The sequence below is a fragment of the Streptomyces sp. NPDC059851 genome, from assembly GCF_042732005.1.
In the GTDB taxonomy this organism is placed as follows: Bacteria; Actinomycetota; Actinomycetes; order Streptomycetales; family Streptomycetaceae; genus Streptomyces.
On the sequence record NZ_JBHWJJ010000080.1, the window covers coordinates 13,573 to 36,024 of the forward strand.

25 protein-coding genes are annotated in these 22,452 nt (G+C 73.0%); 7 read left to right on the forward strand and 18 right to left on the reverse strand.

Annotated elements, in window-relative coordinates:
• Position 1: 1 nt before the first annotated feature.
• From ACFV7Q_RS24520 to ACFV7Q_RS24555, 8 genes are all read right to left on the reverse strand, one after another.
• Positions 2-457: a VOC family protein gene (locus ACFV7Q_RS24520; RefSeq protein WP_385431430.1), complete on the reverse strand. Its 456-nt coding sequence runs from the start codon at positions 455-457 to the stop codon at positions 2-4.
• The gene (locus ACFV7Q_RS24525) at positions 457-1,068 is read right to left on the reverse strand and encodes a DJ-1/PfpI family protein (RefSeq protein ID WP_385431431.1); all 612 of its coding nucleotides are present in this window, start codon (positions 1,066-1,068) and stop codon (positions 457-459) included. Before ACFV7Q_RS24525 ends, ACFV7Q_RS24520 begins: the two co-directional genes overlap by 1 nt.
• Entirely contained in the window at positions 1,061-2,677 is a 1,617-nt protein-coding gene (locus tag ACFV7Q_RS24530) for a GMC family oxidoreductase (RefSeq protein WP_385431432.1), read from the reverse strand. Before ACFV7Q_RS24530 ends, ACFV7Q_RS24525 begins: the two co-directional genes overlap by 8 nt.
• 9 nt (positions 2,678-2,686) lie before the next feature.
• A complete protein-coding gene (locus tag ACFV7Q_RS24535) occupies positions 2,687-3,073 on the reverse strand; it encodes a nuclear transport factor 2 family protein (protein ID WP_385431433.1) in 387 nt (128 codons plus the stop codon).
• 14 nt (positions 3,074-3,087) lie between these two features.
• Positions 3,088-3,543 carry a nuclear transport factor 2 family protein gene (locus ACFV7Q_RS24540; RefSeq protein ID WP_385431434.1) on the reverse strand — a complete coding sequence of 152 codons (456 nt, stop codon included), beginning with the start codon at positions 3,541-3,543 and terminating at the stop codon, positions 3,088-3,090.
• A 26-nt stretch (positions 3,544-3,569) separates the two neighbouring features.
• Positions 3,570-4,007, reverse strand: a complete 438-nt coding sequence (locus ACFV7Q_RS24545) for a nuclear transport factor 2 family protein (RefSeq protein WP_385431435.1) — start codon at positions 4,005-4,007, stop codon at positions 3,570-3,572.
• A 98-nt stretch (positions 4,008-4,105) separates the two neighbouring features.
• Complete coding sequence (locus tag ACFV7Q_RS24550) at positions 4,106-5,749, reverse strand: thiamine pyrophosphate-binding protein (protein ID WP_385431436.1); 1,644 nt, start codon at positions 5,747-5,749, stop codon at positions 4,106-4,108.
• A gap of 32 nt (positions 5,750-5,781) precedes the next feature.
• Positions 5,782-6,606 (reverse strand): type 1 glutamine amidotransferase domain-containing protein, encoded by an 825-nt coding sequence (locus ACFV7Q_RS24555; RefSeq protein WP_385431437.1) that lies wholly within the window; start codon positions 6,604-6,606, stop codon positions 5,782-5,784.
• Positions 6,607-6,891: 285 nt separating this feature from the next.
• Between ACFV7Q_RS24555 and ACFV7Q_RS24560 the strand changes: the two genes are divergently transcribed.
• The 5 genes from ACFV7Q_RS24560 (at position 6,892) to ACFV7Q_RS24580 (ending at position 10,481) form a co-directional block, all read left to right on the forward strand.
• Complete coding sequence (locus ACFV7Q_RS24560) at positions 6,892-7,164, forward strand: UBP-type zinc finger domain-containing protein (protein ID WP_361091446.1); 273 nt, start codon at positions 6,892-6,894, stop codon at positions 7,162-7,164.
• Positions 7,161-8,912 carry an FAD-dependent oxidoreductase gene (locus ACFV7Q_RS24565; RefSeq protein WP_385431438.1) on the forward strand — a complete coding sequence of 584 codons (1,752 nt, stop codon included), beginning with the start codon at positions 7,161-7,163 and terminating at the stop codon, positions 8,910-8,912. Before ACFV7Q_RS24560 ends, ACFV7Q_RS24565 begins: the two co-directional genes overlap by 4 nt.
• 70 nt (positions 8,913-8,982) lie before the next feature.
• A complete protein-coding gene (locus tag ACFV7Q_RS24570; RefSeq protein WP_385431439.1) occupies positions 8,983-9,504 on the forward strand; it encodes a hypothetical protein in 522 nt (173 codons plus the stop codon).
• A gap of 141 nt (positions 9,505-9,645) precedes the next feature.
• Positions 9,646-9,981, forward strand: coding sequence for a putative quinol monooxygenase (locus tag ACFV7Q_RS24575; RefSeq protein WP_385431440.1), 336 nt, complete (start codon positions 9,646-9,648; stop codon positions 9,979-9,981).
• Entirely contained in the window at positions 9,978-10,481 is a 504-nt protein-coding gene (locus tag ACFV7Q_RS24580; protein ID WP_385431441.1) for a group II truncated hemoglobin, read from the forward strand. The genes ACFV7Q_RS24575 and ACFV7Q_RS24580 overlap by 4 nt, the downstream gene beginning before the upstream one ends.
• Positions 10,482-10,620: 139 nt before the next feature.
• On the opposite strand, the gene ACFV7Q_RS24585 is transcribed toward ACFV7Q_RS24580, so the two are convergent.
• The 4 genes from ACFV7Q_RS24585 to rpe all read right to left on the reverse strand — a co-directional run bounded on the left by ACFV7Q_RS24585 (position 10,621) and on the right by rpe (position 13,452).
• The gene (locus ACFV7Q_RS24585; protein WP_385431442.1) at positions 10,621-11,028 is read right to left on the reverse strand and encodes a barstar family protein; all 408 of its coding nucleotides are present in this window, start codon (positions 11,026-11,028) and stop codon (positions 10,621-10,623) included.
• Positions 11,025-11,504: a ribonuclease domain-containing protein gene (locus ACFV7Q_RS24590; RefSeq protein ID WP_385431443.1), complete on the reverse strand. Its 480-nt coding sequence runs from the start codon at positions 11,502-11,504 to the stop codon at positions 11,025-11,027. Before ACFV7Q_RS24590 ends, ACFV7Q_RS24585 begins: the two co-directional genes overlap by 4 nt.
• Before the next feature lie 52 nt (positions 11,505-11,556).
• Complete coding sequence (locus tag ACFV7Q_RS24595; RefSeq protein ID WP_361091468.1) at positions 11,557-12,603, reverse strand: sugar-binding domain-containing protein; 1,047 nt, start codon at positions 12,601-12,603, stop codon at positions 11,557-11,559.
• Positions 12,604-12,765: 162 nt separating this feature from the next.
• Positions 12,766-13,452, reverse strand: a complete 687-nt coding sequence (gene rpe, locus ACFV7Q_RS24600) for a ribulose-phosphate 3-epimerase (protein ID WP_385431444.1) — start codon at positions 13,450-13,452, stop codon at positions 12,766-12,768.
• A 133-nt stretch (positions 13,453-13,585) separates the two neighbouring features.
• Between rpe and ACFV7Q_RS24605 the strand changes: the two genes are divergently transcribed.
• Positions 13,586-14,992 carry an MFS transporter gene (locus ACFV7Q_RS24605; protein WP_385431445.1) on the forward strand — a complete coding sequence of 469 codons (1,407 nt, stop codon included), beginning with the start codon at positions 13,586-13,588 and terminating at the stop codon, positions 14,990-14,992.
• 156 nt (positions 14,993-15,148) lie between these two features.
• Here ACFV7Q_RS24605 and ACFV7Q_RS24610 read toward each other — a convergent pair whose 3' ends face one another.
• The 3 genes from ACFV7Q_RS24610 to fmt form a co-directional block, all read right to left on the reverse strand.
• On the reverse strand, positions 15,149-15,631 hold the full coding sequence (locus ACFV7Q_RS24610; protein WP_385431446.1) for a hypothetical protein: 483 nt from the start codon (positions 15,629-15,631) through the stop codon (positions 15,149-15,151).
• A gap of 57 nt (positions 15,632-15,688) precedes the next feature.
• A complete protein-coding gene (locus ACFV7Q_RS24615) occupies positions 15,689-17,149 on the reverse strand; it encodes an RsmB/NOP family class I SAM-dependent RNA methyltransferase (RefSeq protein WP_385431447.1) in 1,461 nt (486 codons plus the stop codon).
• A 97-nt stretch (positions 17,150-17,246) separates the two neighbouring features.
• The gene (gene fmt / locus ACFV7Q_RS24620) at positions 17,247-18,182 is read right to left on the reverse strand and encodes a methionyl-tRNA formyltransferase (protein WP_385431448.1); all 936 of its coding nucleotides are present in this window, start codon (positions 18,180-18,182) and stop codon (positions 17,247-17,249) included.
• Positions 18,183-18,531: 349 nt separating this feature from the next.
• Here fmt and ACFV7Q_RS24625 point away from each other — a divergent pair, with 349 nt between their 5' ends.
• Positions 18,532-19,050, forward strand: a complete 519-nt coding sequence (locus ACFV7Q_RS24625; protein ID WP_385431449.1) for a hypothetical protein — start codon at positions 18,532-18,534, stop codon at positions 19,048-19,050.
• 115 nt (positions 19,051-19,165) lie between these two features.
• Here ACFV7Q_RS24625 and ACFV7Q_RS24630 read toward each other — a convergent pair whose 3' ends face one another.
• The 3 genes from ACFV7Q_RS24630 to ACFV7Q_RS24640 form a co-directional block, all read right to left on the reverse strand.
• Positions 19,166-19,585, reverse strand: coding sequence for a hypothetical protein (locus tag ACFV7Q_RS24630; protein WP_385431450.1), 420 nt, complete (start codon positions 19,583-19,585; stop codon positions 19,166-19,168).
• 103 nt (positions 19,586-19,688) lie between these two features.
• The gene (locus ACFV7Q_RS24635) at positions 19,689-21,737 is read right to left on the reverse strand and encodes a primosomal protein N' (protein WP_385431452.1); all 2,049 of its coding nucleotides are present in this window, start codon (positions 21,735-21,737) and stop codon (positions 19,689-19,691) included.
• 403 nt (positions 21,738-22,140) lie between these two features.
• The coding region (locus ACFV7Q_RS24640; RefSeq protein ID WP_385431451.1) for a methionine adenosyltransferase domain-containing protein at positions 22,141-22,452 on the reverse strand (312 nt) is incomplete at its 5' end.

Sequence of the window (22,452 nt, forward strand, 5' to 3'; positions counted from 1 at the left end):
GTCATGCACCGTCCTTGTCGTGAGAGCGGTCGTCCTCGAATCCCTGACTGACCTCGACGATCACCCCGTCGGGGTCGCGGACCCACACGGTCCGCCAGCCGCAGATGAAGTCGTCGAAGTCGAGCGGCCCCAGGGTCACTTCTGCCGCGTCGCCCAGCCCCTCCAGGAACGCGTCCACGCTGTCGGTCTGGAAGGCCAGGTGGCGCATCCGGCCCGGCTCCTGCGGCCCGTCGCCCCCGGCTACCGCTGGGGGGACCCCCGGCGCCGTACGGGCCGGGGCGTTACCGGAGGCGAACAGCTCCAGGTACGCGTCCCCCCGGCGCAGGAACACGATCTGCGACTCGCCGAGGTCCACGACCCGGGCCCGGGTGAAGCCGAAGTACCGGGTGTAGAACTCCTCGGTCGCCTTCTGGTCCGTGCAGTTCAGGCCCACGTGCGACCAGTCCATCCGGCGCATCAGCCGACCCTCCGCCCCCGGTCGGCGGCGAGCAGGTCGATGATGCGGCGGGCGAACAGGTGGTGGTGGGCGCCCGTGCGCCCGGTGACCAGGTCCCCGTCGACCACCACGTCCTCGTCGACGTACTGGGCGCCCATGTTGCGGACGTCGCCGATCAGGTTGTTGTGGCAGACCACCTTGCGGCCGCGGACCTTCCCCGGGATCGAGGAGGCCAGCCACATGCCGTGGCAGATGATCCCCTTGAGGACGGTCGGCTCGTCGAAGGCCCGCCGCAGCAGGTCCGTCGCCGGCGCGAGGACGTCCACGTCCTCGGTGTAACGGAGCCGGTCGGCGACCATGCCCGAGGGCACGATGACCGCCGCGTACCGGCGCAGCTCCTCGTCGTCCAGTCCCTCCAGGGACCGGTCCGCGGTGAACGGGGCACGGAACTCGTGCCCGGTGAAGGTGATCGAGTCGTTGCCCCACAGCCGGGTCAGGAAGTCGACCTCGGCGCCCTCCTCGGCGAACCGGCGCTGGTAGTAGAAGATCTCCGGCTCGTAGAAGTCGCTCTCCACCAGGACCGCGATCCGGGTCCCGCTCAGCACGCCCTCGCGCAGCACGGCGTCAGCCACGGGACAGCCCCTCTCTGCCGCGGAGGAAGTCCGCCGCACGCTCGGCGATCATCGCGATCGCGGTGTGGCAGTTGCCCGACGGGACGGCGGGCATCACGCTGGCGTCGACGACGCGCAGGCCCCGCACGCCGTGCACGCGCAGCTCGGGGTCGACGACGGAGAGGTCGTCGATGCCCATGCGGCAGGAGCCGGACTGGTGGTGATAGCTCTCCGACTTCTGCTTGACGAAGGTCCGCAGCTCGTCGTCGGTGGCCACGCCCGGGCCGGGTTGGAGCTCCTGCTTGTACCAGGGCGAGAACGCGGAGGTCGCGAAGAGCTCCCGGGCGAGCTTGACGCCCTGCACCATCCGCTCCAGGTCCCACCGGTCCCCCAGGTAGTTGGGGTGGACCAGCGGGTGGGCCAGCGGGTCGGCGCTGGCGAGCCGGATCCAGCCGCGCGAGACGGGCCGGACGACCCCGGGCAGGATGCTGACCGTGTTCGGATGGTCCTTGCCGACGATCACGTCGAACGGGACGTGGACGAAGGCGATCTGCAGGTCCGGGGCGGGCAGCCCGGGGCGCGACGACAGGAACAGCGCGCTCTCCGACAGGTTCTGCGCCGGCGCCGGCAGCTCCTGCGTGACCTCGGCCATCAGCCCGGTCAGCACGTGGTTGTGGAAGTTCTCGCCGACGCCGGGCACCGCCGCGGTGACGGCGATGCCGTGCTCGCGCAGCTGCTCCGGATGGCCGATGCCGGACAGCAGCAGCAGCTTGGGGGATTCGATCGCCCCGGCCGCCACGATCACCTCCCGGCGGGCCCGTACGGTGTGCGGGCCGGGCGCGGCGGCAGTGCTGTGGCCGTCCCGGACGGTCCGGCCCGGGACGTTCGTGGCCGGGGCCAGCTGCACGTACTCCACCCCGGTGCAGGTGTCGCCGTCGAACAGCAGCCGGGTGCTCTGCGCGCTGGTGCGCAGGGTCAGGTTCGGGCGGGCCAGCGCCGGCTCCAGCCAGGCGGCGAGCGCCCCCTGCCGGCGGCCGTCGGCGACGTCGATGTGGTGCCAGCCGGTGCCGAAGAGGCCGCGGCGGGGCCCGTCGGTGTTGAAGTCGGGGATCTCCTCGTGGCCGAGCTCGACGGCGGCGTCGATGAAGGCCCGCGAGACCGGATTGGGTCGGTGCCGGCCGGCATGGGTGACCCGCTGCGGGCCCGTGGTGCCGGTGGTGGCGGCGGTGGCGTCCTCCTGGGCCTCCAGGCGGGCGAAGTACGGCAGGACGTCCTCGTGGGCCCAGCCGGCCGCGCCCTGGTAGGCCCAGTTGTCGAAGTCCGAGGCGTGGCCCCGGATGTGCATCATGATGTACAGGTTGCTGCTGCCGCCGGGGCCCCTGCCGCGGGGCTCGTAGGTGCGGCGGCCGTCGAGCCCGGGCTGCGGGACGCTGGTGTAGCCCCAGTCGACGGGCCCGCCGAGCAGCTTGTACCAGGAGGACGGGTCGTCCACCTCGGGCGGGATGCGGTTGCCGCCCGCCTCCAGGACCAGGACGGAGACGTCGGGGTCCTCGCTCAGTCGGTTCGCGAGGACGCTGCCGGCGGTGCCGGCTCCGACGACGACGTAGTCGTACTCAGCTGCGGCCGTCACGTCTCCCCCTCATCCCTGGTCCAGCACCCGGAACGGGACGGTGTCGTGGTAGTTCGCCATGTAGGCGATCTTTCCGGCCACGATCCGGAAGAAGTTCATGACCTCGGCCTCGATCGCCTCCCCGGAGGCGCTGACGGCACTGAGGTGGGAGACGGCCGCGGCCTTCTCCCCGTCGGTGTCGACGATGAAGTGCACGGGCCGGTTCTGGAAGACGCGGTACATCGTCCCCATGCCCTTCATCATCGAGCGCAGGACCTCCAGCCCCTCGATGTGCCCGGCGAGCTGCTCGTCCATGACCTGGTCGTCGGCGAACAGGTCGCACCAGCGGTCCCAGTCCCCGGCGTTGGCGTACTCGTAGTACTTCCGAAGGATCTCTCGCGTGTCCACGGCGCTCATCGCGCTCCCCTCCCCTATCGGTCCCTGCGGGTTCCGTCCTGCGCGACCGCCGCCCAGAACTGGCTGAACGCGGTCGCCGAGTCCCCGAAGAGCCCGTCGCGGCCCTCCACGATCCGGCCGTCCCGCCACCGCATGAAGTGGAAGACCGGGTAGTCCATCCGCTCGTACGGTGAGGGGCTCGCCGGGTCGGCGCCGTCCCGCAGGGCGGTGTTGCGGCAGACGTCGGCGCTGCAGTCCTCGCCGGTGAGGACGGCCTGGATGTCCATCCGGAACGTGCCGCCCGTGAGCTTGTGGGTCCGGCCCATCAGGTCCAAGAACGCGTCGAGGCTCTCGTACCAGCCCGCCAGCGGGTGGTTGCCCGGCACCAGCCAGCGCAGGTCCTCGGCGTAGTACTCCAGGATGCGCGCCCGGTCCCCGGAGCCGAGGGCCCGGTAGGCCGCCTCGACCCGCTCCCGTGTCACTTCGGTCATCGTCGTCGCTCCTCGCTCGCCGGCGCTCAGAGGGAGGCCGAACCGGGCATCGGCGCCAGCTCGTTGACGGTGTACTGCTTGATGAGCGGCCCCTGCGGGCCCGCCACCACGGTCCACGTCTGGTCGGCGTCGAAGCCGAGCCAGGTGCTGCGGGCGGCCGGCGCGTCCCAGATCTTGGCCTGCCAGTTGACGAGGACCCGGACGACGGCCCGGTCGCCCTCGATGACCGGCTCCACCTTCGTGACGGTGTGCACCTCGTCGAAGAACCGGTGGGTGACGGCCTCGTACCAGCGGCCGAACCCCTCGTGGCCGAGGAAGGTGTCCTCGGGGACCTTGAATTCCAGGTCCTCGGTGATCAGGGCGAGGACCCGGTCGGCCGGCGCGTGCCGGTCCAGTGCCGCGTACCAGGTCTCGGCGAACGTGCGGATCGCGTCCTCGGTCAGCTGCTGCCGCTCGGCGGGCATGCGGTCTCCTCCTGTCCGTGCTGGGTGGTGCCGTGACTGCTGTGCTCGGATGCCGGTGCCGGCCCGGATTCGGGTGCCGGCCGGATACGGGTGCCGGCTCAGATGTGGATGTCGACGAGGAACGGGCCGGGGTGCTCCAGCATCCGGACCGCCGCCGCGGCGGCCTCGTCCGGCTTCTCCACCCGGGTCCCCGCGGCACCGAGCGACCGGGCCAGCCCGGCGAAGTCGATCTCCGGGTGGGACAGGTCGAAGGAGTCCGGGAAGCCGTGCTGCGGGATGTCCCGCTCCCGCCAGTACTGGGCGATGTTGTCGTCCAGCAGCCGGTACTTGCGGTTGTTGCAGACCACGAACTTGGCGTCGACGCCGTGCCGCACCGCGGTCCACAGCGCCTGGTAGGTGTACATCGCCCCGCCGTCCCCGGCGAAGCCGACGACCAGCCGGTCCGGCCGGGCCAGTTTGACCCCGACCGCGCCCGGGAAGCCCACCCCGAGCGAGCCGCCGCGGGTCAGGTGGTAGTCGCCGGGCCGCTCCGGCGGCAGGTAGCGGGTGACCAGGGGCGAGGTCGTCAGCGCCTCGTCGAAGACGATCAGGTCCCCGCCGGTCCGCTCGGCCAGGGTGCGCAGGAAGACCGCCATCGGCGTGCCGTCCTCCCCGTCCCCGGCGGAGTGGGCGGCGAGCGCGCGCTCCCGGGTGCGGGCGTCGACCCGGGAGGCCGCGGCGGCCCGCTGCCGCGGGGTCAACCGCTCCTCCAGTACGCCGGCCAGCGCGCGCAGCGCCTGCCGCGGGTCGGCGGCCAGCCCGAGGTCCACCGGGTGGTTCTTGGCGATCTCGTAGGCGTTCAGGTCGATGTGGACGACCCCGGCCCCGGCCCGGAAGGGGCTGTCCAGCTCGGGGAACACCTCCGGGAAGACGTAGGTGCCCACGATCAGCACCCCGTCCGCGTCCCCGACCAGCTCCCTGCTGTGCGGGCCGAACATGTGCCCCGTCTGCCCGCGGCGCAGCGGGTGCGAGGCCGCGATGTTCACCTCGGAGGAGTCCACCTCGTACACGTCGGCGCCCAGCAGCTCGGCGACGGCGGCGAGTTCGCGCTGCGCCCCGGAGAGCGCCACCCCGTCGCCGACCAGGACGACGGGCCGCTCGGCGGAGGCCAACAGCTCTGCCGCCCGCCCCACGGAGGCCGGGGACGGCGCCACGTCCGTGAGCGGGACCGTGGCGGGTAGGACCGGCTCGGAGTTGAGCTCGTCCAGCACGTCCATCGGCAGGCCCACGAACACCGGGCCGCGCGGCGGGGTCAGGGCGATCTTCACCGCCCGGCGCAGGGTGCGCAGCACGGACCGCGGATCGGTGACCCGGGTCGCGTACTTGGTCACCGGCTTGGCCAGGGCCACCAGGTCACAGGCCATCTGCGCGTCCATCGCGTCGTAGCGGATCCCGGCGTCGCCGGCGACCACGACCAGCGGGGTGTGGCCGCGCAGCGACTGGTAGAGCATGCCGATGCCGTTGCCGAGGCCCACGCCGGAGTGCAGCTGGAGCAGGGCCGCACCCCCGGTGGCCCGGGCGTAGCCGTCGGCGATGCCCGCGGCCACCGTCTCCTGGAGGGCGAGGACGTACCGGAAGTCCTCGGCGGCGTCCGCCGCGTCGAGGAACCCCTGTTCCACCGTCCCCGGATTTCCGAACATCACCGTGAGGCCGTCGGCCTTGAACTGCTCGATCAGCCTTTCCCGTCCGGGAGTGGCTCCCATGAATTCCCCCTCTTTCCCGGAGAGTCTCCGGATCACCAGCCGTACCGGGTGAGGCCGTCCTCCAGGACTTCCACGATCTTCTGCCCCGTGAGGTACGAGTCGGGGGTGGAGCGGCCCGTCACGAACGGGTAATCGACGATCACCGACAGCGGGTGCCCGAAATTCCCGTGGTAGGCCCCGTCCGGGCCGGTCGCATCGCGCAGGATGTACTCCAGCGGGTACGGCGGCGGGCCCATGTTGAAATCGGTTCCGAGGAATCCGGTGCCGTCCTTGTAGTCGTACTCCTTGCAGTGGCCGGTGACGTGCTTGCCCCAGATGATGCTCTTGCGGTCGCCCCAGTCACGGGCGAAGGCCAGGCAGGCGACGCCGTAGCATTCGGCCGCCACGACCTTGCCGGCGTCCTTGAAGGCCAGGACCAGCGCGTGCACGCGCTCGTTGTTGGCCAGGTCGGCGATGGGTCCGCTGCCGCCGACGATGAGGACCGCGTCGTACTCGGCGATGTCGGACGCCAGCCGGTCCAGGTCGCGGTGGTACTGCTCCAGCTTGCGCAGATAGCCCTCGTCGCTCGTGTACGGGCGCTCGGGCACCCACGCCTCGATGTCCAGCGGCGAGTCCAGCCGGCTCGACTGCTCGAATTCCCGTCCCAGCCGGGCGTTCTCCTCGGTGGTCACCGAGCGGCCCAGCGGAGGGTCTACGTAGTTCGCGTCGAGGCTCGGCGGAAGTGCGTGTGCGCGCTTTCCGGTCGGTGTGGCGAACACGACCTCGTAGCCCTGCTCGTCGAACTTCGAGACCGGGCCTATCAGTTCCTCCGCCCAGTAACCGTGTTCGGAGACAATGACCAGAATCTTTCTGCTCACGGATTCCTCCAGGCGCCGCCCGTTGTGTTGGCGTCCACCACACTGCTTGTGTCCGGGAGCCTGCGTCAAAGCGCCGGTGTGCGACTTCGTGAGGTAGCGGCGCACCTGGTGGGGGCACCTCACGTAGTCGTCCGCGGAGTTCATGAAGTAGCCGCGGGACTTCCTGACTTCGGCCGAATCGCTGAACCGTTCACGCACCCGCCGCCTATGGTCTGGACGCGCCGTGAATCACGGGCGCGCGGAGGAAGAGCACTGGGCGGACGAGGAGAGGGACGGGGACGGACGATGACGACGGGCCTGTTGTGCACACACACCGATCAGATACGCCCGGTGGAGCCGGGCAGCGAGGGCTGCGAGGAGTGCTTGGCCCTCGGCGACAGCTGGGTGCACCTGCGGATGTGCCTGAGCTGCGGGCACGTCGGATGCTGTGACTCCTCCAAGAACCGCCACGCCACCCGGCACTTCCGCACCACCGACCACCCGATCGCGGCCTCGCACGAGCCGGGCGAGGCCTGGGCCTGGTGCTACGCCGACAAGCTGATGCTGGACCCGGCATGAGCGCGGCCCCCGAGAGCACCACGGGCACGGCCGCGGCCGCCGCAACCACCGCCGCTACCACCACCGCCGCTGCCGCCGAGCGGGCGGAGAACCGCAAGCCGGTCATCCTGGCCGTGGACGACGACCCGCAGGTGCTGCGGGCGGTCCGCCGGGACCTGCGCAGCGCCTACGGCGACCGGTACCGGGTCCTCGGCGCCTCCTCGGCCGCCGACGCCCTCAAGATCCTCGACTCCCTCGACGAGCGCGGCCACGACCCGGCGCTGTTCCTCGTGGACCAGCGGATGCCCGACGTCACCGGGGTCGAGTTCCTCCTCGAAGCCGTCAGCCGCTTCCCCGACGCCCGCCGGGTGCTGCTCACCGCGTACGCGGAGACGGACGCGGCGATCACCGCCATCAACCGGGTCCGGCTGGACTACTACCTGCTCAAGCCGTGGGACCCGCCGCACGAGCGGCTCTTCCCCGTCCTCGACGACCTGCTCTCGGACTGGCTCGCCACCTACCGTCCCGCGTACGACGGCATCATCGTCGCCGGCCACCTCGTCTCCCCCGGCACGCACGCCGTCCGTGACTTCTTCACCCGCAACGGCCAGCCCTTCCGCTTCCTCAACGTCGAACGGGACCCGGAAGCGCTGACCCTGATCGCGGCCCAGCCCGACGCCGCCCTGCCCCTGGTCCGGTTCCCGGACGGAGCGGTGCTCTCCGCCCCGAGCGACACCGAGCTCGCCCGGCGACTGGGCCTGGCCACCACCGCCTCACGCCCGCACTACGAGTGCGTCATCGTCGGGGCGGGTCCGGCAGGGCTCGCGGCCGGTGTGTACGCGGCCTCCGAGGGCCTGTCCACGCTGATGCTGGACTCCCGCGCCCCGGGCGGCCAGGCAGGCACCTCCAGCCTGATCGAGAACTACCTCGGGTTCCCCTCGGGCCTGTCGGGCGGCGACCTGACGCGTCGCGCCACCATCCAGGCCTCCCGCTTCGGCGCCGAGATCCTGCACCCGGTGGAGGTGGTCTCACTGACCCGGGACGATCCGGCGAAGATCCTCACGCTGTCCGACGGCACGGAGATCAGCGCCGAGACGGTGCTGTTGGCGACCGGAGTCTCGTACAACCGCCTCCAGGCGCCGGGCGCGGAGCGCTTCGAGGGCGCCGGCCTGTACTACGGCGCGGCCACCACCGAGAGCTCGGCCTGCATCTCGCAGCACGTGTACATCGTCGGCGGGGCGAACTCGGCCGGCCAGGCGGCGGTCCACTTCGCGAAGTACGCGGCCCGGGTCACGGTACTGGTCCGCGCGGAGTCGCTGGACGCGAGCATGTCCCGCTACCTGATCGACGAGATCGATCGCACCCCGAACATCGAGGTGAAGGTCCGCACGACGGTGGTCCGGTTGGACGGCGGCGAGCACCTGGAGAAGCTGACCCTGCACGATGCGACGACCGGCGAGGACACGGAGGTCCCGGCCCGCTTCATGTTCACGTTCATCGGTGCCCGCCCGCACACGGACTGGCTGTCGGGCGTCGTCGAGCGCGACGAGTACGGCTTCGTCCTCACCGGCTCCGACCTGGTCGCCAACGGTGGCGAGCTGCCGGCCGAATGGAGCCTGGAGCGGGCCCCGTACCCGCTGGAGACCAGCGTCCCGGGCGTCTTCGCGGCCGGCGACGTCCGGGCGCACTCGGTCAAGCGGGTCGCGTCGGGCGTGGGCGAGGGCGCGATGGCGGTGTCGCTGATCCACCGGTACCGCTCGATGGGCTGAGAGCGAACAAGGACGGGAGCGGCCGCGAAACCCTTGCGATCAAGCGCGCACCGGATGCAACGTCGATTACATGATTACATCCGAGCAGAGCGAGCAGCTGCGCACCTGGTTCGCGGACCGCCTTCCGGTGGACGTGTACGAGTCCCTGGTCGAGGTGGCGGTCGACCGCGAGGAGATCACGGTCGTCGGCACCCTCCCGGCCAACGAGTCGGTCAAGGCGTTCCGCGAGCGCACGCGCCAACAGCGCATGGAGGTCGCCCGGGAGGCGGAGGAGCTCTACCGCCGCAAGGTCGCCTGGGCCGTCGAGTCGGGGGACGACCGCATCCTGTTCACCCACCTGGCCGTCCCGGTGATGACGCGTCTGCGCCAGCCGGAGCGCCAGGTCCTCGACACCCTGGTCGAGGGTGGAGTGGCCCGCAGCCGGGCCGACGCGCTCGCCTGGTGCGTCCGCCTGGTCGGCCGCAACACGGACGAGTGGCTGACCGAGCTGCGCGACTCCCTGGCCAAGGTCCGCGAGGTCCGCGAGGCGGGTCCCGACCGCGGCTCCGACTCCGGGAAGGACGCCGACTCCCAGAAGTCTGGGTCGGAATGACGAAAGCGCCCCACGTCGCGGCATGATCGCGCAAGGCTTGGCCGCGACCGCCCTCCAACGTCCGGCGTCCGACGCCGGACGCCAGACGGGCGACGTCCGACGTCCGACGCCCGAAGCCCGACACAGGGAGAGGCAGGCAGCATGACCACCACCGTCGAATACATCCGCTACCGGATCGCATTGGACGACCAGCAGGCCTTCGAGGACTCCTACCGGCAGGCCGCGGAGTCACTGGCCGCCTCACCCGAGTGCATCGACTACGAGCTCTCCCGCTGCGAGGAGGAGAACGACCGCGAGCACTACGTCCTCCGCATCCGCTGGACCTCGGTCGACGCCCACCTGAACGGCTTCCGCAAGGGCGAACACTTCCCGGCGTTCTTCAACGCGATCCGCCCGTACGTGAAGGCCATCGAGGAGATGCAGCACTACCGCGTCACCGACGTGGCCGGACCGGGAAAGGCCGCATCACAGTCATGAGCACCACGCCCACTTCCGGTACCGGCCCCGCAGCCGGTACCACCCCCACCATCTACGAGTGGATGGGCGGGGAGGAGGCGATGAACCGTCTCACGGAGGCCTTCTACGGCCATGCCCTGCAGGACGAGGTGCTGGCTCCCGTCTTCGCGGGCATGGACGCGGAGCACCCCCGGCACGTCGCGGTCTGGCTGTCGGAGGTCTTCGGCGGCCCGGCCGAGTACACGGCGGGCCACGGCGGCCACATGCACATGGCCACCAAGCACCTGGGCCGCGGCATCACCGAGCGGCAGCGCCGCCGCTGGGTGGACCTGCTGATGGACACGGCCGACGAGGTCGGTCTCCCGACGGACCCGGAGTTCCGCGGGGTGTTCGCCTACTACATCGAGTGGGGCACGCGCATGGCCCTGATCTACTCGGGACCCAATCCTCCGCCGGTGGACGCGGCCGAGGTCCCGGTGTGGTCCTGGGGCCAGACCCCACCGTGGATCCCGAAATCCTGAACCCTGCAACCTCGAACCCAGCGCTCCCCGCGGGGGCCGGCCCGCGCCGGCCCCCGCAGCGTTCAGCGGGCGGCGGCGCGCGGGGGGCTTCCAGCGGATCGGGCCTTCGGCGGGGCGGGGCCGGGCGGGGCGGCCGTGGCTACGCCCGTGCGGCGGCCACGACCACCTCCAGCGGCGGCCCGCCCTGCGTCCCCGCCTCCCGCCAGTGGGCACTGGCCTCCGCCAGCACCTCCCGGAGGACCTCCCAGTCCCCCGGCCGGGCCTCCTCCAGCTCACGCCACCCCGTCACCGCCACCAGCCGCCCCGCGGCCTCCGGCAGCCAGGACAGGTCCGTCAGGCAGTCCGCCAGCGCGTCCCAGTTCCGCCCGAACCACTCCGGCAGGGCGAACGCCTCCGCGCACGCGTCCATCAGCCGCGCCTTCGTCCGTACGCCCTCCAGGTCGAGCCGTACGACCGCCCAGCCCGCCGCCTCGGCGGCGGCCAGCGCGGGATCGAGCGGGTGCTGGTGCGGATGCGGATGCGGATGCGGATGCGGGTCCATGTTCATCGGAGCACCGCCTTGAACGTCTCGTAGTGGTCTTCCGTGTAGTAGAACTCACCGCCCCGCCCGGTGACGATCCGCCGGGGCCCGCGGTCGCGCTCGCCCGGCGTCTTCACGGTGTACTCGCGGTAATAGCCGCGCTCCTGCCGCGGTAGGAGCTTCTCGAAGTTCCCGAACACCGTCCCGTCCTGCCGGTACGGGTACGGCCCGCCCTTGTCGATCAGCGCCAGCACGTCCCGCGCCTGCCGGGGGAGCTCGTCGGCCCGTACGGTCGCCATGCCCGCGGCCCAGGTGGGCGCACCGGCCCGCGTACCCTCGCGCGCCCCGTCGGCGGCGGAGCGCCCGCCGGCGGCCCCGCCGCACCCGGCTGCGGCCGCGACGAGCGCGACGCACAGGAAGAGGGCCCCGAGCAGCCGCCCGAGGAGACGGTGCGGGCGTGGACGTGAGAGCGGCAGCGATCGGGGCACGGTCCGGAAGATCATGCCCCGATCGTGTCAAAGGTGGTCGTTCACCAGGCGCACCGCGGGCGCGGGCTCACTCGTCCGGGTCGGCCCGGTCCAGGGCCGGCCGCAGGCCCGGGGCCGACTCGGTCAGCAGGTAGTCCGCGACCGCCGTGTCCGTGACCAGGCTGGTCACCAGGCCGGAGCGCAACACCGCCCCGATCGCGGCGGCCTTGCGCAGCCCGCCCGCGATGGCCACGACCTCGGGGATCCGGCGCAGCCGGTCCGCCTCGACGGTGATGCAGCGCTCGCCGAGGTCGCGCCCGACCCGGCGGCCGTCCTTGTCGAAGAGGTGCGCGGACATCTCGGCGGCGACGCCGAGCGAGGCGTAGTGCGCCCGCTCCTCGTCGGTCAGCATGTCGTGGACGGTGGAGATGCCCGGCTCCCAGGAGCCGATGGACACCGCAGCGACGGTCACCTTGTCGAAGTACTCGAAGGCCCTCGCGATCCCGGTCTGGTTGCGCAGCGCGGCCGCGGTCGCCGGGTCGGGCAGCAGCATCGGGGCGTAGATGGGGTGCGCGTCGCCGCCCGAGACCTGGGCGGCACGGCGCACGGCTTCCACGGACCCGCGCTCGGCCGTACCGGCGTCGTACACACCGGTGAGCTGTACGACGGTGCACTGCGGGAGTCGCCGCAGGGAGGCGGCCATGTGGATGGTCGACCGGCCCCACGCCAGCCCGAGGACGTCCCCTTCGCTGACGAGCTCGCCGAGCAGGTCGGCCGCGACGGCCCCGAGGTTCTCCGGGTCGGGGGCGTCGTCGGCCGTGTCGGCCGGGGACTCCACGACGACGGCGTGGCGCAGCCCGTAGCGGGCGCGCAGCGCGTCGGAGCGCTCCGCATCGAGCTCGGCCGGTACCCGGATCTCGATGCGGACGAGGTCGCGTTCGAGAGCGGTCTCCAGGACCCTGGCCACCTTGAAGCGGCTCACGCCGAACTCCTCGGCGATCTGGATCTTGGACTTGCCCTCCAGGTAGAAGCGACGGGCCATGGCCGCCGCCTGCACCAGCTCCGCGGGTCCCATCCGCAGGGCTGAGCGTCCCGCCGACACACCAGACACCGCGATCTCCTCACTGCTGTTCACATTCTCGACTCGCCGTTCATCCTGTCAGATTCGGCGGCCGTTGATCAGCCTGGACGGCTCCCGTTCACCAAGCCGTCCACCAACCCTTGATTTTGTTGTCCCCGCCGCCCCAGCGACCTCAGTGGCCCCAGCGTCAGTGCCTCGGCCGCTCCGGTGGGCAGGTCAGTGGTCGCACACCCAGGGCGCCGCGGCAATCGCGACGTCCGCCTGCTCGCGCAGCGTACGGACCGCGGCGGCCGGGTCGACCGCGCCGTAGACCGCGCTGCCCGCCACGAACACGTCGGCGCCCGCCTCCGCGCACCGCTCGATCGTGGTGGCCGAGACCCCGCCGTCGACCTGGAGCCACATGTCCAGGCCGTGCTTGGTGATCAGCTCCCTGGTCCGGCGGATCTTGGGGAGCATGATGTCCAGGAACGCCTGACCGCCGAAGCCCGGCTCGACCGTCATGATGAGCACCATGTCGAGCTCCGGGAGGATGTCCTCGTACTGCTCGATCGGCGTGGCGGGCTTGAGCGCCATGGCCGCCCGGGCGCCCTGGGCCCGGATCTCGCGCGCGAGGCGCACGGGCGCGGCGGCGGCCTCGGCGTGGAAGGTGATCGAGCCGGCGCCGGCCTCGACGTACTGCGGGGCCCAACGGTCCGGGCTCTCGATCATCAGGTGCAGGTCGAGCGGCGTGTCGGTGGCCCGGCTCAGGGACTCCACGACGGGCAGACCGAGGGTGAGGTTCGGGACGAAATGGTTGTCCATGACGTCGACGTGCAGCCAGTCGGCCCCCTCGACGGCCTTCACCTCGTCGGCGAGGCGGGCGAAGTCGGCGGACAGGATGCTGGGAGAAATCTGAGCGGCCATGCCCCAAGCCTGCCATGCCTACGCGCGGTTCCGGCCACGACCCCGCATCTCCACGTCGCCGTAGGCCTGCTTAATGGACGTCGGAGATCAATTAGCTTGTCCTTCGAGGTGGCCGTCCGCGACGGTTCGGTACATGACACCCCCCACTCCCCGGCCCGGCCCCTCCGGCTCTCCGACGCCCCGGAGGGCTCCGGGACCTCCGACGCCTCAGACGCCTCCGGCGGCTTCGACCTCGGCGTTCGGGGCCTCGTCGCCCTCTTCGACCCCCGGGAAACCCTTAGGCCCAGCAGCCCAGTCGGGTAGTACGACTGCTCCGGGCCCTGCGGTTGCGGAGCCCGCCTCGCCGTGGGCGAACCGGAACTTCCGCCGTCTCTTCGGCTCCGCCGCCCTCGGCCAGTTCGCCACCAACTCCCACCACGTCGCCGTCCCCCTCCTCGCGCTCACCGCACTCGACGCCACTCCCGGCCAGATCGGCACGCTCGCCGCGCTGTCCACCGCCGCCTTCCTCCTCATCGGCCTTCCCGCCGGCGCCTGGGTCGACCGGCTCCGCACCCGCCGCGTCCTGATCGCCGCGGACCTGGCCCGGGCCGCGCTGCTCGCCTCGCTCCCCCTCGCCTGGTGGCTCGACGCGCTCACACTCGCCCACCTCTACGCCGTCACCCTCGCCCAGGGCTGCGCCACCGTCTTCGCGGAGGTCGGCTCCCAGAGCCTGCTGCCCCGGCTGATCCGCCGCGACGGCCTGGTCCGGGCCAACGCCGCCCTGGTCACCCTCATGGCCGTCGCCAACATCGCGGGGCGCGGGGCCGGCGGCCTCCTCGTCGCCGCCCTCACCGCCCCGGTCGCCCTGGCCTGTTCCGCGGCCGCGTACCTGGCCTCGGCCTCCAGGCTGACCCGCCTGGGCACGGTCCCCTCCCCCGCCCCGGCCCCGCGCACACCCCTCCCCGCCCAGATCCGCGAAGGGCTCGGCCACGTGCTGGGCCACCCGGAGCTCCGTGCGCTCGCCCTGAGCGCCACCCTGTCCAACCTGGGCGGCGCCGCCATCAACACCATGCTCCCGGTGCTCTTCGTCCGTGAGCTCGGGCTCTCCGCCACGGCCCTGGGCCTGTTCTGGGCCACCGGCGGCATCGGGCTGCTGCTGGGGGCGCGCCTGGCCCGCCCCGTCGCCGCCCGCGTGGGCTACGGGCGCGCTCTGCTCCTGAGCCTCACCCCGGCCGCCCTGCTCGTTCCCCTGGCCGACCGCGGCCCGGGGCTCGGCCTGGCGGGCGCGGGGTGGCTGCTGGCCATGATGACGATCGGCTCGAACAACGTCCTCGCGGTCAGCCTCCGTCAGCAACTGACCCCGGACGCCCTCCTCGGCCGCATGAACGCCACCTTCCGCTTCATGCTCACGGGCGCGCTGGCCCTGGGCTCCGCAGCCTCGGGACTCATCACCGGGCTCACCACCCTGCACACCGCCCTCTGGACCGGCTCCACCCTCCTGGCCCTGGCCTGGCTGCCCCTGCTGCTGTCGCCGGTACGGAGGCGGGTGGAGGGGACGTGAGGGAACGCCGATGGAAGAGAGCGGGGAAGGCGGAGGTCGTCGGCCCGACCGGAGGCCGATCCGCAGGCCCGTCCGAAGAGTGCCGTCCATAGGTCGGCCATCGGCCGGCCATCGGAAATCCGGTCCGGGCAATCCCCGATGGCCGTGCACGGCCGGCTACTGGCCTCCCAGCCGGTCCCCCGCCGCGGAAGCCGCGTCGAACTGCGCCGCCAAACCCAAAGTGAGTTCCGCACCAGCCAGCATCCGGGGAATCTCGATCGGGAGGCTGGAGAATTCCTTCCTCACTACATCGGCGGGGTCGATGCGACGGGTGACGCCGTCCCGCCCCGTCGCCTCGATCACGTACCGGTACCCACGGGGCACGCCGGGGTCGTCCGCCACCTGCCACCGCGCTCCGTACTTCTGAACCAGGTAATCGGCGACGTAGGACATCAGGTCGCCGTGCAGCGTGATCCAGTCCGACTGCTCGAATTCGCCCAGCGGAGCACCCGAGACGTACGCCTGGAGGGCGGGAACGAGACCCATCGGATCGCGGGTGTAGGTCTCGGGCGCTACCCCGAGCATGTCAGCGACGTCGACGATGTTCCGGCGCCCCTCCTCGACCCATCCCTGGAGATCCGGTTCGCTCGCCTTGGTCACGCCTTGAGCCTCCCGTCGACCTCGATGCACAGCACAGCAGGGGCCCGCCGCGCGGCCCTACGCCGTCCGCCGCAGCAGCGCCAGGTACATCGCGTCCGTACCGTGCAGGTGCGGCCACAGCTGGATGTCCGGGCCGTCGCCGAGACCGGGGACGCCCTGGAGGTACGGGCGGGCGTCGATCAGTTCGGCCGAGACCGGGCGGGCGGCTGCGCCGCGGCCCTTCAGGACGTCGTCCACGACCACCCGCGTTTCCGCCAGGTGCGGCGAGCAGGTCGCGTAGCCGACCACACCGCCCACCCGCACCGCGGCCAGCGCCTCGCGCAGGAGTGCCCGCTGGAGCGGGGCGAAGCCCTCGACGTCCTGCGGCCGTCGGCGCCAGCGCGCTTCCGGGCGGCGGCGCAGGGCGCCGAGGCCGGAGCAGGGGACGTCCATCAGGACCCGGTCGAAGGAGCCCGGCAGCCAGGCCGGGCGGGTGCCGTCGGCGGCGATGACCTGGTACGGCCCGGGGTTGCCGGACAGCGCCCGCTCGACGAGGCCCGCCCGGTGCGGCTGCTTCTCGGAGGCGAGCAGGAACGCCCCGCGCTGCGCGGCGAGCGCTCCGAGCAGGGCGGCCTTGCCGCCGGGGCCGGCGCAGCCGTCGAGCCACCGCTCGTCGCGGCCCTCGACGGGAACGGCCGCCAGGGCCATCGCCACCAGCTGGCTGCCCTCGTCCTGGACGCCGGCGCGACCCTCGCGCACCGCCTCCAGAGCGCCCGGCTCGCCGCCCTCGGACATCCGCACGGCGTACGGCGACCAGCGGCCGGGAAGGGACGCGCCCTCGCCGATCGCGGCGGTCAGCTCCTCGGGGGTCGAGCGGCCCGGCCGGGCCACCAGGGTGACCTCGGGGCGCTCGTTGTCGGCCTCCAGCAGGTCCTCGATCCCGGCGCGCCCGCCACCGAGGGCGTCCCACAGGGCGCTCACCACCCATCGGGGGTGCGAGTGGTAGACCGCGAGGTGCTCCTCGGCGTCCTCCTCGTACGGCGGGGCGACCCGCTCCAGCCAGGCGTCGAGGTCGTGCGCGGCGATCTTCCGCAGGACGGCGTTGACGAACTTGGCGCGGCCGTCGCCCAGCACCACACGGGCCAGTTCGACGCTCGCCGAGACCGCCGCGTGGGACGGGATGCGGGTGCCCAGGAGCTGGTGCGCACCCAGCGAGAGGACGTCGAGCACCGGCGGGTCGACCTCGCGCAGCGGGCGGTCGATGCAGGCGCCGATGATCGCGTCGTACGTACCCTGCCGGCGCAGCGTCCCGTACACCAGCTCGGTGGCCAGCGCGGCGTCCCGGGCGTCGAAGTCCTCGTTCTGGCGGGCCTTGCGCAGCAGGGGCGGCAGGACGAGGTTGGCGTACGCGTCGCGTTCGTCCACCGCCCGCAGCGCCTCGAAGGCCAGGATCCGGACCGGGTCCTTCTTGGGCCGGCGGTACGGCTTGGGCTGCTTGCCGCCGGGTGCGGCGGGACGACGGCGGGGCTGTTCGCTCACGTGAAAGGTGCTCCGGATATGGATATACGGTACGAAAGGGACGTTCGATTCAGATTACGCCGTCACGAGGCGCTCGCTACGTGGTCGCGAGCGCTCGTCACGCCGTAGCGAGGCGCTCGCCCGGGACGATGCGGACCCCGCGCGCCCAGTCGGCGCCCCGCATCGGCTTCTTGCCCTGGGGCTGCACCCAGAGCAGCTCCACTGCGTGCGAGCCGGTGCCGACGTAGACGTTGTTCTTGGCGGGAGCCAGCGCGCCGGGCGCCAGGTCCGCGCGGTCCGGCACCAGCCCCAGAGAAATGATCTTGAGTCGTTCGCCGCGGAACACGGTCCACGCGCCGGGCGCGGGCGTGCAGCCGCGCACGACGCGGTCGGCCCGCATCGCGGGAGCCGTCCAGTCGATGTGGGCGTCCTCGACAGTGATCTTGGGGGCGATGGAGACCCCGTCGGCCGGCTGCTCCACGGCGCGCAGGGTGCCGTCCTCGATGCCGTCCATGGTGGCGGCGAGCAGGCCGGCACCGGCGAAGGCGAGGCGGGTCAGCAGGTCGCCGCTGGTGTCGGTGGGCCGGATCTCCTCGGTCAGGACACCGAAGACGGGCCCGGTGTCGAGGCCTTCCTCGATCCGGAACGTGGAGGCGCCGGTGACCTGGTCCCCCGCCATGATGGAGTGCTGGACGGGCGCGGCCCCGCGCCAGGCCGGGAGCAGCGAGAAGTGCAGGTTGACCCAGCCGTGGCGGGGGATCTCCAGGGCGCTCTTGGGGATGATCGCGCCGTAGGCGACGACGGGGCAGCAGTCCGGGGCGATCTCGCGCAGCCGGGCCTGGAACTCCGGGTCGCGCGGTCGCTCCGGCTTGAGGACCTCGATCCCGGCCTCCTCGGCGCGCTCGGCCACCGGACTGGCGACGAGCCGGCGGCCGCGGCCGGCCGGGGCGTCGGGCCGGGTGACGACGGCCGCGACCTCGTGGCGCCCGGAGGCGATCAGGGCGTCCAGGGCGGGCACGGCGACCTCGGGGGTGCCTGCGAAGACGAGCTTCACTGGGGGTCTACCTCGCTATTCTCGCTCGCGATCTCGGCTGTCAGCAGCGCACCAGTCTATGGGGCCGCCCCGGAGGGAAGCCGCGCGGGCCGCGATCAGGCGATCAAGGCAGTCCGACGGGATCCGACGGGACCGGGTCGCTCCCGCGCGTCGGGCCGGTCCGACCCGTAGAGCCCCGCCAGGGGGCGTACGTACACACACGCGCCTCTCGCATATGCCGACACGCCCCCGAAGCGTGACTTCCTCCACGGGTGGCGCGTTGGTCAAGAGAGATTGACCGAAACGGGCCGCGCAAGATCGGTGTCTGCGGCCCCGTCCGCTCTTCAGCACCGGTTCGAGAGGCTTCTTCATGGCCGACCACGCCACCCACGACGCCCAAGCGCGGGCCAGTCTCCACCTGTTGGTGCGGGACATCGAGCGGGTCCGCCGGCAGGTGGATGCGCTGCGTACGCTCACCGCTCAGCTGGGCAACGTCTACCGCCCCCGCCGCTCCGGTCCCTCCACGGGTTTCGTCGTCTACGGACGCGCGCCCGCCCCCACCGTCCGACTCGCGCAGGAACTGCGGGACAGCGTCGAGACGCTGGTCACCGCGGCAGTGGACTTCGACCGCTCGCTCGGCTTCTCGTGGGACGCGGTCGGCTCGGCGCTCGGCGTCACCAAGCAGGCCGTGCACCGGCGGTACGGGGCCCGGCGGGCGCAGGCCGCCGAGGCGGCCGAGCCGCTGGCCGAGGGCACCACGACCCGGACCCTCGGCCCCCTCCCCACGGTCCCGGCGGCCCGCTCCGTACCGCCGCAGCCGGTGCGCGAGGAGTCCCAGGCCGGGGCCGGAACCCGCTCGGCGGCCCTGCCCGGCCCCCGCAACGGCTGACCCCGCGCCGCCGCCGGGACGCCGACCCCCGCCGGCCGGCGCCTTGAGGCCGTGACCGCAACGCCCCCGACGGCCCCGGCCGACGGGGGCGTCCACCGTTCGGGCACGGCATCCGTCAACCGGCTGGGGAGCGGCGCTCGACCGCCGCCCTGCTGACCGCCTGCGGCAGCGACGAGGAGACCGCCGAACGCGCGGCAACGACCGCGCCCCCCGCGCCGGGCAGTTCCGCCGCACCCGTGCCGGCCGGCAGCCCGTCGGCCGCCGCCGCGACCCCCAAGGGCAGGGGATTCCGCCCGCGCCGGATGCCGTCACGCAGGCGAAGTACCTCGCCGCCCTGACCGCCGTCGACCCGGACATCGTCAACACCAAGCCCGACAAAGCCGTCGACCGGGGCCGCAACCAGTGCGCCACGATCGCCGACTTCCCCGAGGACGAGCAGAAGCAGATCGACCTCGCCGACAAGAGGTTCACCTCGCCCCGTCACCCGGACGGCTTCGGGCCGGCCAAGGCCGCCAAGATCCTCGACGCGGTGCACACGCACCTCTGCCCCACGTACTGAGCACCCGCGTCCGCTCGCTCCCGACTGGCGGCCGAGGTCGGTCGCCCGCCGGCCGGCCCGGCGTCTTCGCGCTCGGCCGTCAGCCGATGTCCACCGGATCGATCCTGACCCGCACCGCCTCCGACGCCGGCACCCCCCGCGCCATGCGGGCCGCCTGGGCGGCCTTGAGCGCGGCAGCGAGGGCCGCGCCGCTGCCGGGGGGAACCCGGACCAGTGCCCGCTCCCCCGGGGACGGCTCCCCTCGCCGCCCCGGCAGCGGCACGGGGCCCAGCACCTCGGCGTCCGGCGGCAGGGCGGCTCCCGCGAGGAAGGACTCCACCGCCTCGGCCCGCCCGACGACGGCAGCCATCCGGGACACCGGCGGGAAGCCGAGCTGGGCCCGCTCCGCGAGCTCCCGTACCGCGTGCCCCACCGGGTCCCAGCGGACCAGCGCCTGGACCGGCCTCAGCGTCGGCTCGGCGACGACCACGACCTGCCCCTCGCCGCGCACCAGCGAGGCGGCCGCGATCCACCGCCGCAGCGCCTCCTCACCGGCCCGCAGGTCGGGCCGGGTCAGCATCGCCCAGCCGTCCAGGAGCAGCGCGGCCGCGTAGCCGGCGCCGTCCGCGACCGGTTCGGCGCCCGGGGTGGACACCACCAGCGCGGGCCGGTCGGGCACCTCGTCCAGGACGTGGTCGCGCCCGGAAGTCCGTACGGGCACGGCGGGGAAGCTCCGCCCCAGTTCCTCGGCGGTCCGCCGCGCCCCGACCACCTGGGCGCGCAGCCGGACCGAGCCGCATTCCTCACAGTGCCAGGACGGCTCCGGCCGTCCGCACCACCCGCAGGTGAGGTCCCGCGCGTCGGGGGCCTCCAGCGGCCCCGCACACGCCCGGCAGCGGGCGGGGGTGCGGCAGCGCTCGCAGGCGAGCCTCGGCACGTAGCCGCGGCGCGGCACCTGGACGAGGACGGGGCCGGTCTTCAGCCCGTCCCGTACGGTCTCCCAGGCGAGCGAGGGCAGGCGGGCGGCGCGGGCCGCCTCGTCCCGGGCGAGGAGTTCGTCCCCGACGGTGCGGATGCGCGGGGCGCAGGCCCGGACCGTTTCGCGGTCCGCGGTCAGTGGGCGGGCCCAGCCCGACTCGACGAGTTGGGCGGCTTCGACGGTGCAGCTGGTGCTGCCGGCGAGGAACCCGCAGCCCTCGCTGACGGCGCGCAGCTCCAGGACCTCGCGGACGTGCGGGAAGGGGGCGCGGTCGTCGCTGTGGCTGGAGTCCCCGTCGTCCCAGACGGCGACGAGTCCGAGGTCCCGTACGGGGGCGAACATCGCGGCGCGGGTGCCGACGACGGCGCGCACGGAGCCGCGGTGGACGGCGAGCCATTCCCGGTAGCGCTTCTCGGGGCCGGACTCCGCGGTCAGCAGGGCGTGCCGGCCCTCGCCGAGCAGGGCGGTGAGCGCGGTGTCGACGCGGGCGGCGGTGCGGCCGTCGGGCAGCACCGCGAGCGCGCCGCGGCCGGAAGCCAGGGTGGCCGCCATGGCCCGGGCCAGTTCGTCGGCCCAGCCGGGGCCGGGCAGGGCCGTCCAGACCGCGCGCGGGACGCCGCCGGTGGCGAGGGAGCGCAGGAAGGCGGATCCGGCGCCGTAGCGGGTCCACCCGCCGGGGTCGGGGGCGGGGGGCGGGGGCAGCGGCTCCGGGGAGGGCTTGGCCTCGGCTCGGGCGTTGCGCGGGGGCAGGGCCAGCTGGAGGACGTCGGCGAGGCTGCCGGCGTACCGGTCGGCGACGGCCCGGGCGAGGGCGAGCATGCCCGGGGTGAGCACGACCTCGGGCGAAACGACGTGGGCCAGCGCGGCGAGCGCCCCGCTGTAGTCGGACTCGGCGCGCCGCTCGACGATGAACCCGTCGATGAGCCTGCCGCCCTCGCGGCGTCCGCCGTGGACGTGGTGGGAGCCGGCGCCGAAGCGGACGCGGACGCGGACCCCGGGCCGTGCGGCCTCGGAGAGCTCCTCGGGGACGGCGTAGTCCCAGAGCTGGTCGAGGTGGAGCACGCCCTTGTTCACGAGGACCCGGGCGATCGGCAGGTCGCGGGCGAGGGCCGCGCCCCGCCACGTGCGCGGCTTGGCCTTGGGGGCCTTGGCCTTGGCCTCGGCGACCATCCCCCGGATGAGGGCGAGCTGCTCCGGCGGGCCGCCGGGACCCTTGTCCCCGCCCCCCTGACCGGAATCGTTCGCGCTGCTCACACCCGCATTCTTACCAAACCCCACTGACAGCGGAGGGGCTCCGGGCGGGGCCTCCCGGGGTCTTCGCCGGCGGCGGTGGGGTTCCTTCACAACGGGGCCACGTCACCCGCTCCAGATGTATCCGTCGCCTTCGCACCGGGAGGCCTGCGCCAGCCCACCGGCCGACGGCGCACCCGGTCCCACGCATTTCGCGGCGTCCTACGGGCGCGGGAACGCGTACGGCCCCGGGCCACTGGGGTGGCCGGGGCCGTACGCAGCGCACTCGCATGCGCGGGGTCCTCGCGGGGTCCTACGGACCGTCGCCCTACGGACCTTCGTCCTACAGGCCGGCGGCGGCGCGCAGGGCGTCGACGCGGTCGGTGCGCTCCCAGGTGAAGTCCGGCAGCTCGCGGCCGAAGTGGCCGTAGGCGGCGGTCTGGGCGTAGATCGGGCGCAGCAGGTCGAGGTCGCGGATGATCGCGGCCGGGCGGAGGTCGAAGACCTCGGCGATGGCGTCCTCGATCTTCGCCACGTCGATCTTGGCGGTGCCGAAGGTCTCGACGAAGAGGCCGACGGGCTCGGCCTTGCCGATGGCGTACGCGACCTGGACCTCGCAGCGCGAGGCGAGGCCCGCGGCGACCACGTTCTTGGC

Bases quoted from the DNA above. Each gene is read 5' to 3' on its own strand.
- ACFV7Q_RS24545 (WP_385431435.1), bottom strand. From the start codon at position 4,007: ATGCCCGCCGAGCGGCAGCAGCTGACCGAGGACGCGATCCGCACGTTC.
- ACFV7Q_RS24570 (WP_385431439.1), top strand. From the start codon at position 8,983: ATGATTACATCCGAGCAGAGCGAGCAGCTGCGCACCTGGTTCGCGGAC.
- ACFV7Q_RS24635 (WP_385431452.1), bottom strand. From the start codon at position 21,737: ATGGTCGCCGAGGCCAAGGCCAAGGCCCCCAAGGCCAAGCCGCGCACG.
- ACFV7Q_RS24590 (WP_385431443.1), bottom strand. From the start codon at position 11,504: ATGATCTTCCGGACCGTGCCCCGATCGCTGCCGCTCTCACGTCCACGC.
- ACFV7Q_RS24540 (WP_385431434.1), bottom strand. From the start codon at position 3,543: ATGACCGAAGTGACACGGGAGCGGGTCGAGGCGGCCTACCGGGCCCTC.
- ACFV7Q_RS24580 (WP_385431441.1), top strand. From the start codon at position 9,978: ATGAGCACCACGCCCACTTCCGGTACCGGCCCCGCAGCCGGTACCACC.
- ACFV7Q_RS24605 (WP_385431445.1), top strand. From the start codon at position 13,586: ATGACACCCCCCACTCCCCGGCCCGGCCCCTCCGGCTCTCCGACGCCC.
- ACFV7Q_RS24585 (WP_385431442.1), bottom strand. From the start codon at position 11,028: ATGAACATGGACCCGCATCCGCATCCGCATCCGCATCCGCACCAGCAC.
- ACFV7Q_RS24550 (WP_385431436.1), bottom strand. From the start codon at position 5,749: ATGGGAGCCACTCCCGGACGGGAAAGGCTGATCGAGCAGTTCAAGGCC.
- ACFV7Q_RS24520 (WP_385431430.1), bottom strand. From the start codon at position 457: ATGCGCCGGATGGACTGGTCGCACGTGGGCCTGAACTGCACGGACCAG.
- ACFV7Q_RS24560 (WP_361091446.1), top strand. From the start codon at position 6,892: ATGACGACGGGCCTGTTGTGCACACACACCGATCAGATACGCCCGGTG.
- ACFV7Q_RS24625 (WP_385431449.1), top strand. From the start codon at position 18,532: ATGGCCGACCACGCCACCCACGACGCCCAAGCGCGGGCCAGTCTCCAC.
- ACFV7Q_RS24565 (WP_385431438.1), top strand. From the start codon at position 7,161: ATGAGCGCGGCCCCCGAGAGCACCACGGGCACGGCCGCGGCCGCCGCA.
- ACFV7Q_RS24535 (WP_385431433.1), bottom strand. From the start codon at position 3,073: ATGAGCGCCGTGGACACGCGAGAGATCCTTCGGAAGTACTACGAGTAC.
- ACFV7Q_RS24575 (WP_385431440.1), top strand. From the start codon at position 9,646: ATGACCACCACCGTCGAATACATCCGCTACCGGATCGCATTGGACGAC.
- rpe (WP_385431444.1), bottom strand. From the start codon at position 13,452: ATGGCCGCTCAGATTTCTCCCAGCATCCTGTCCGCCGACTTCGCCCGC.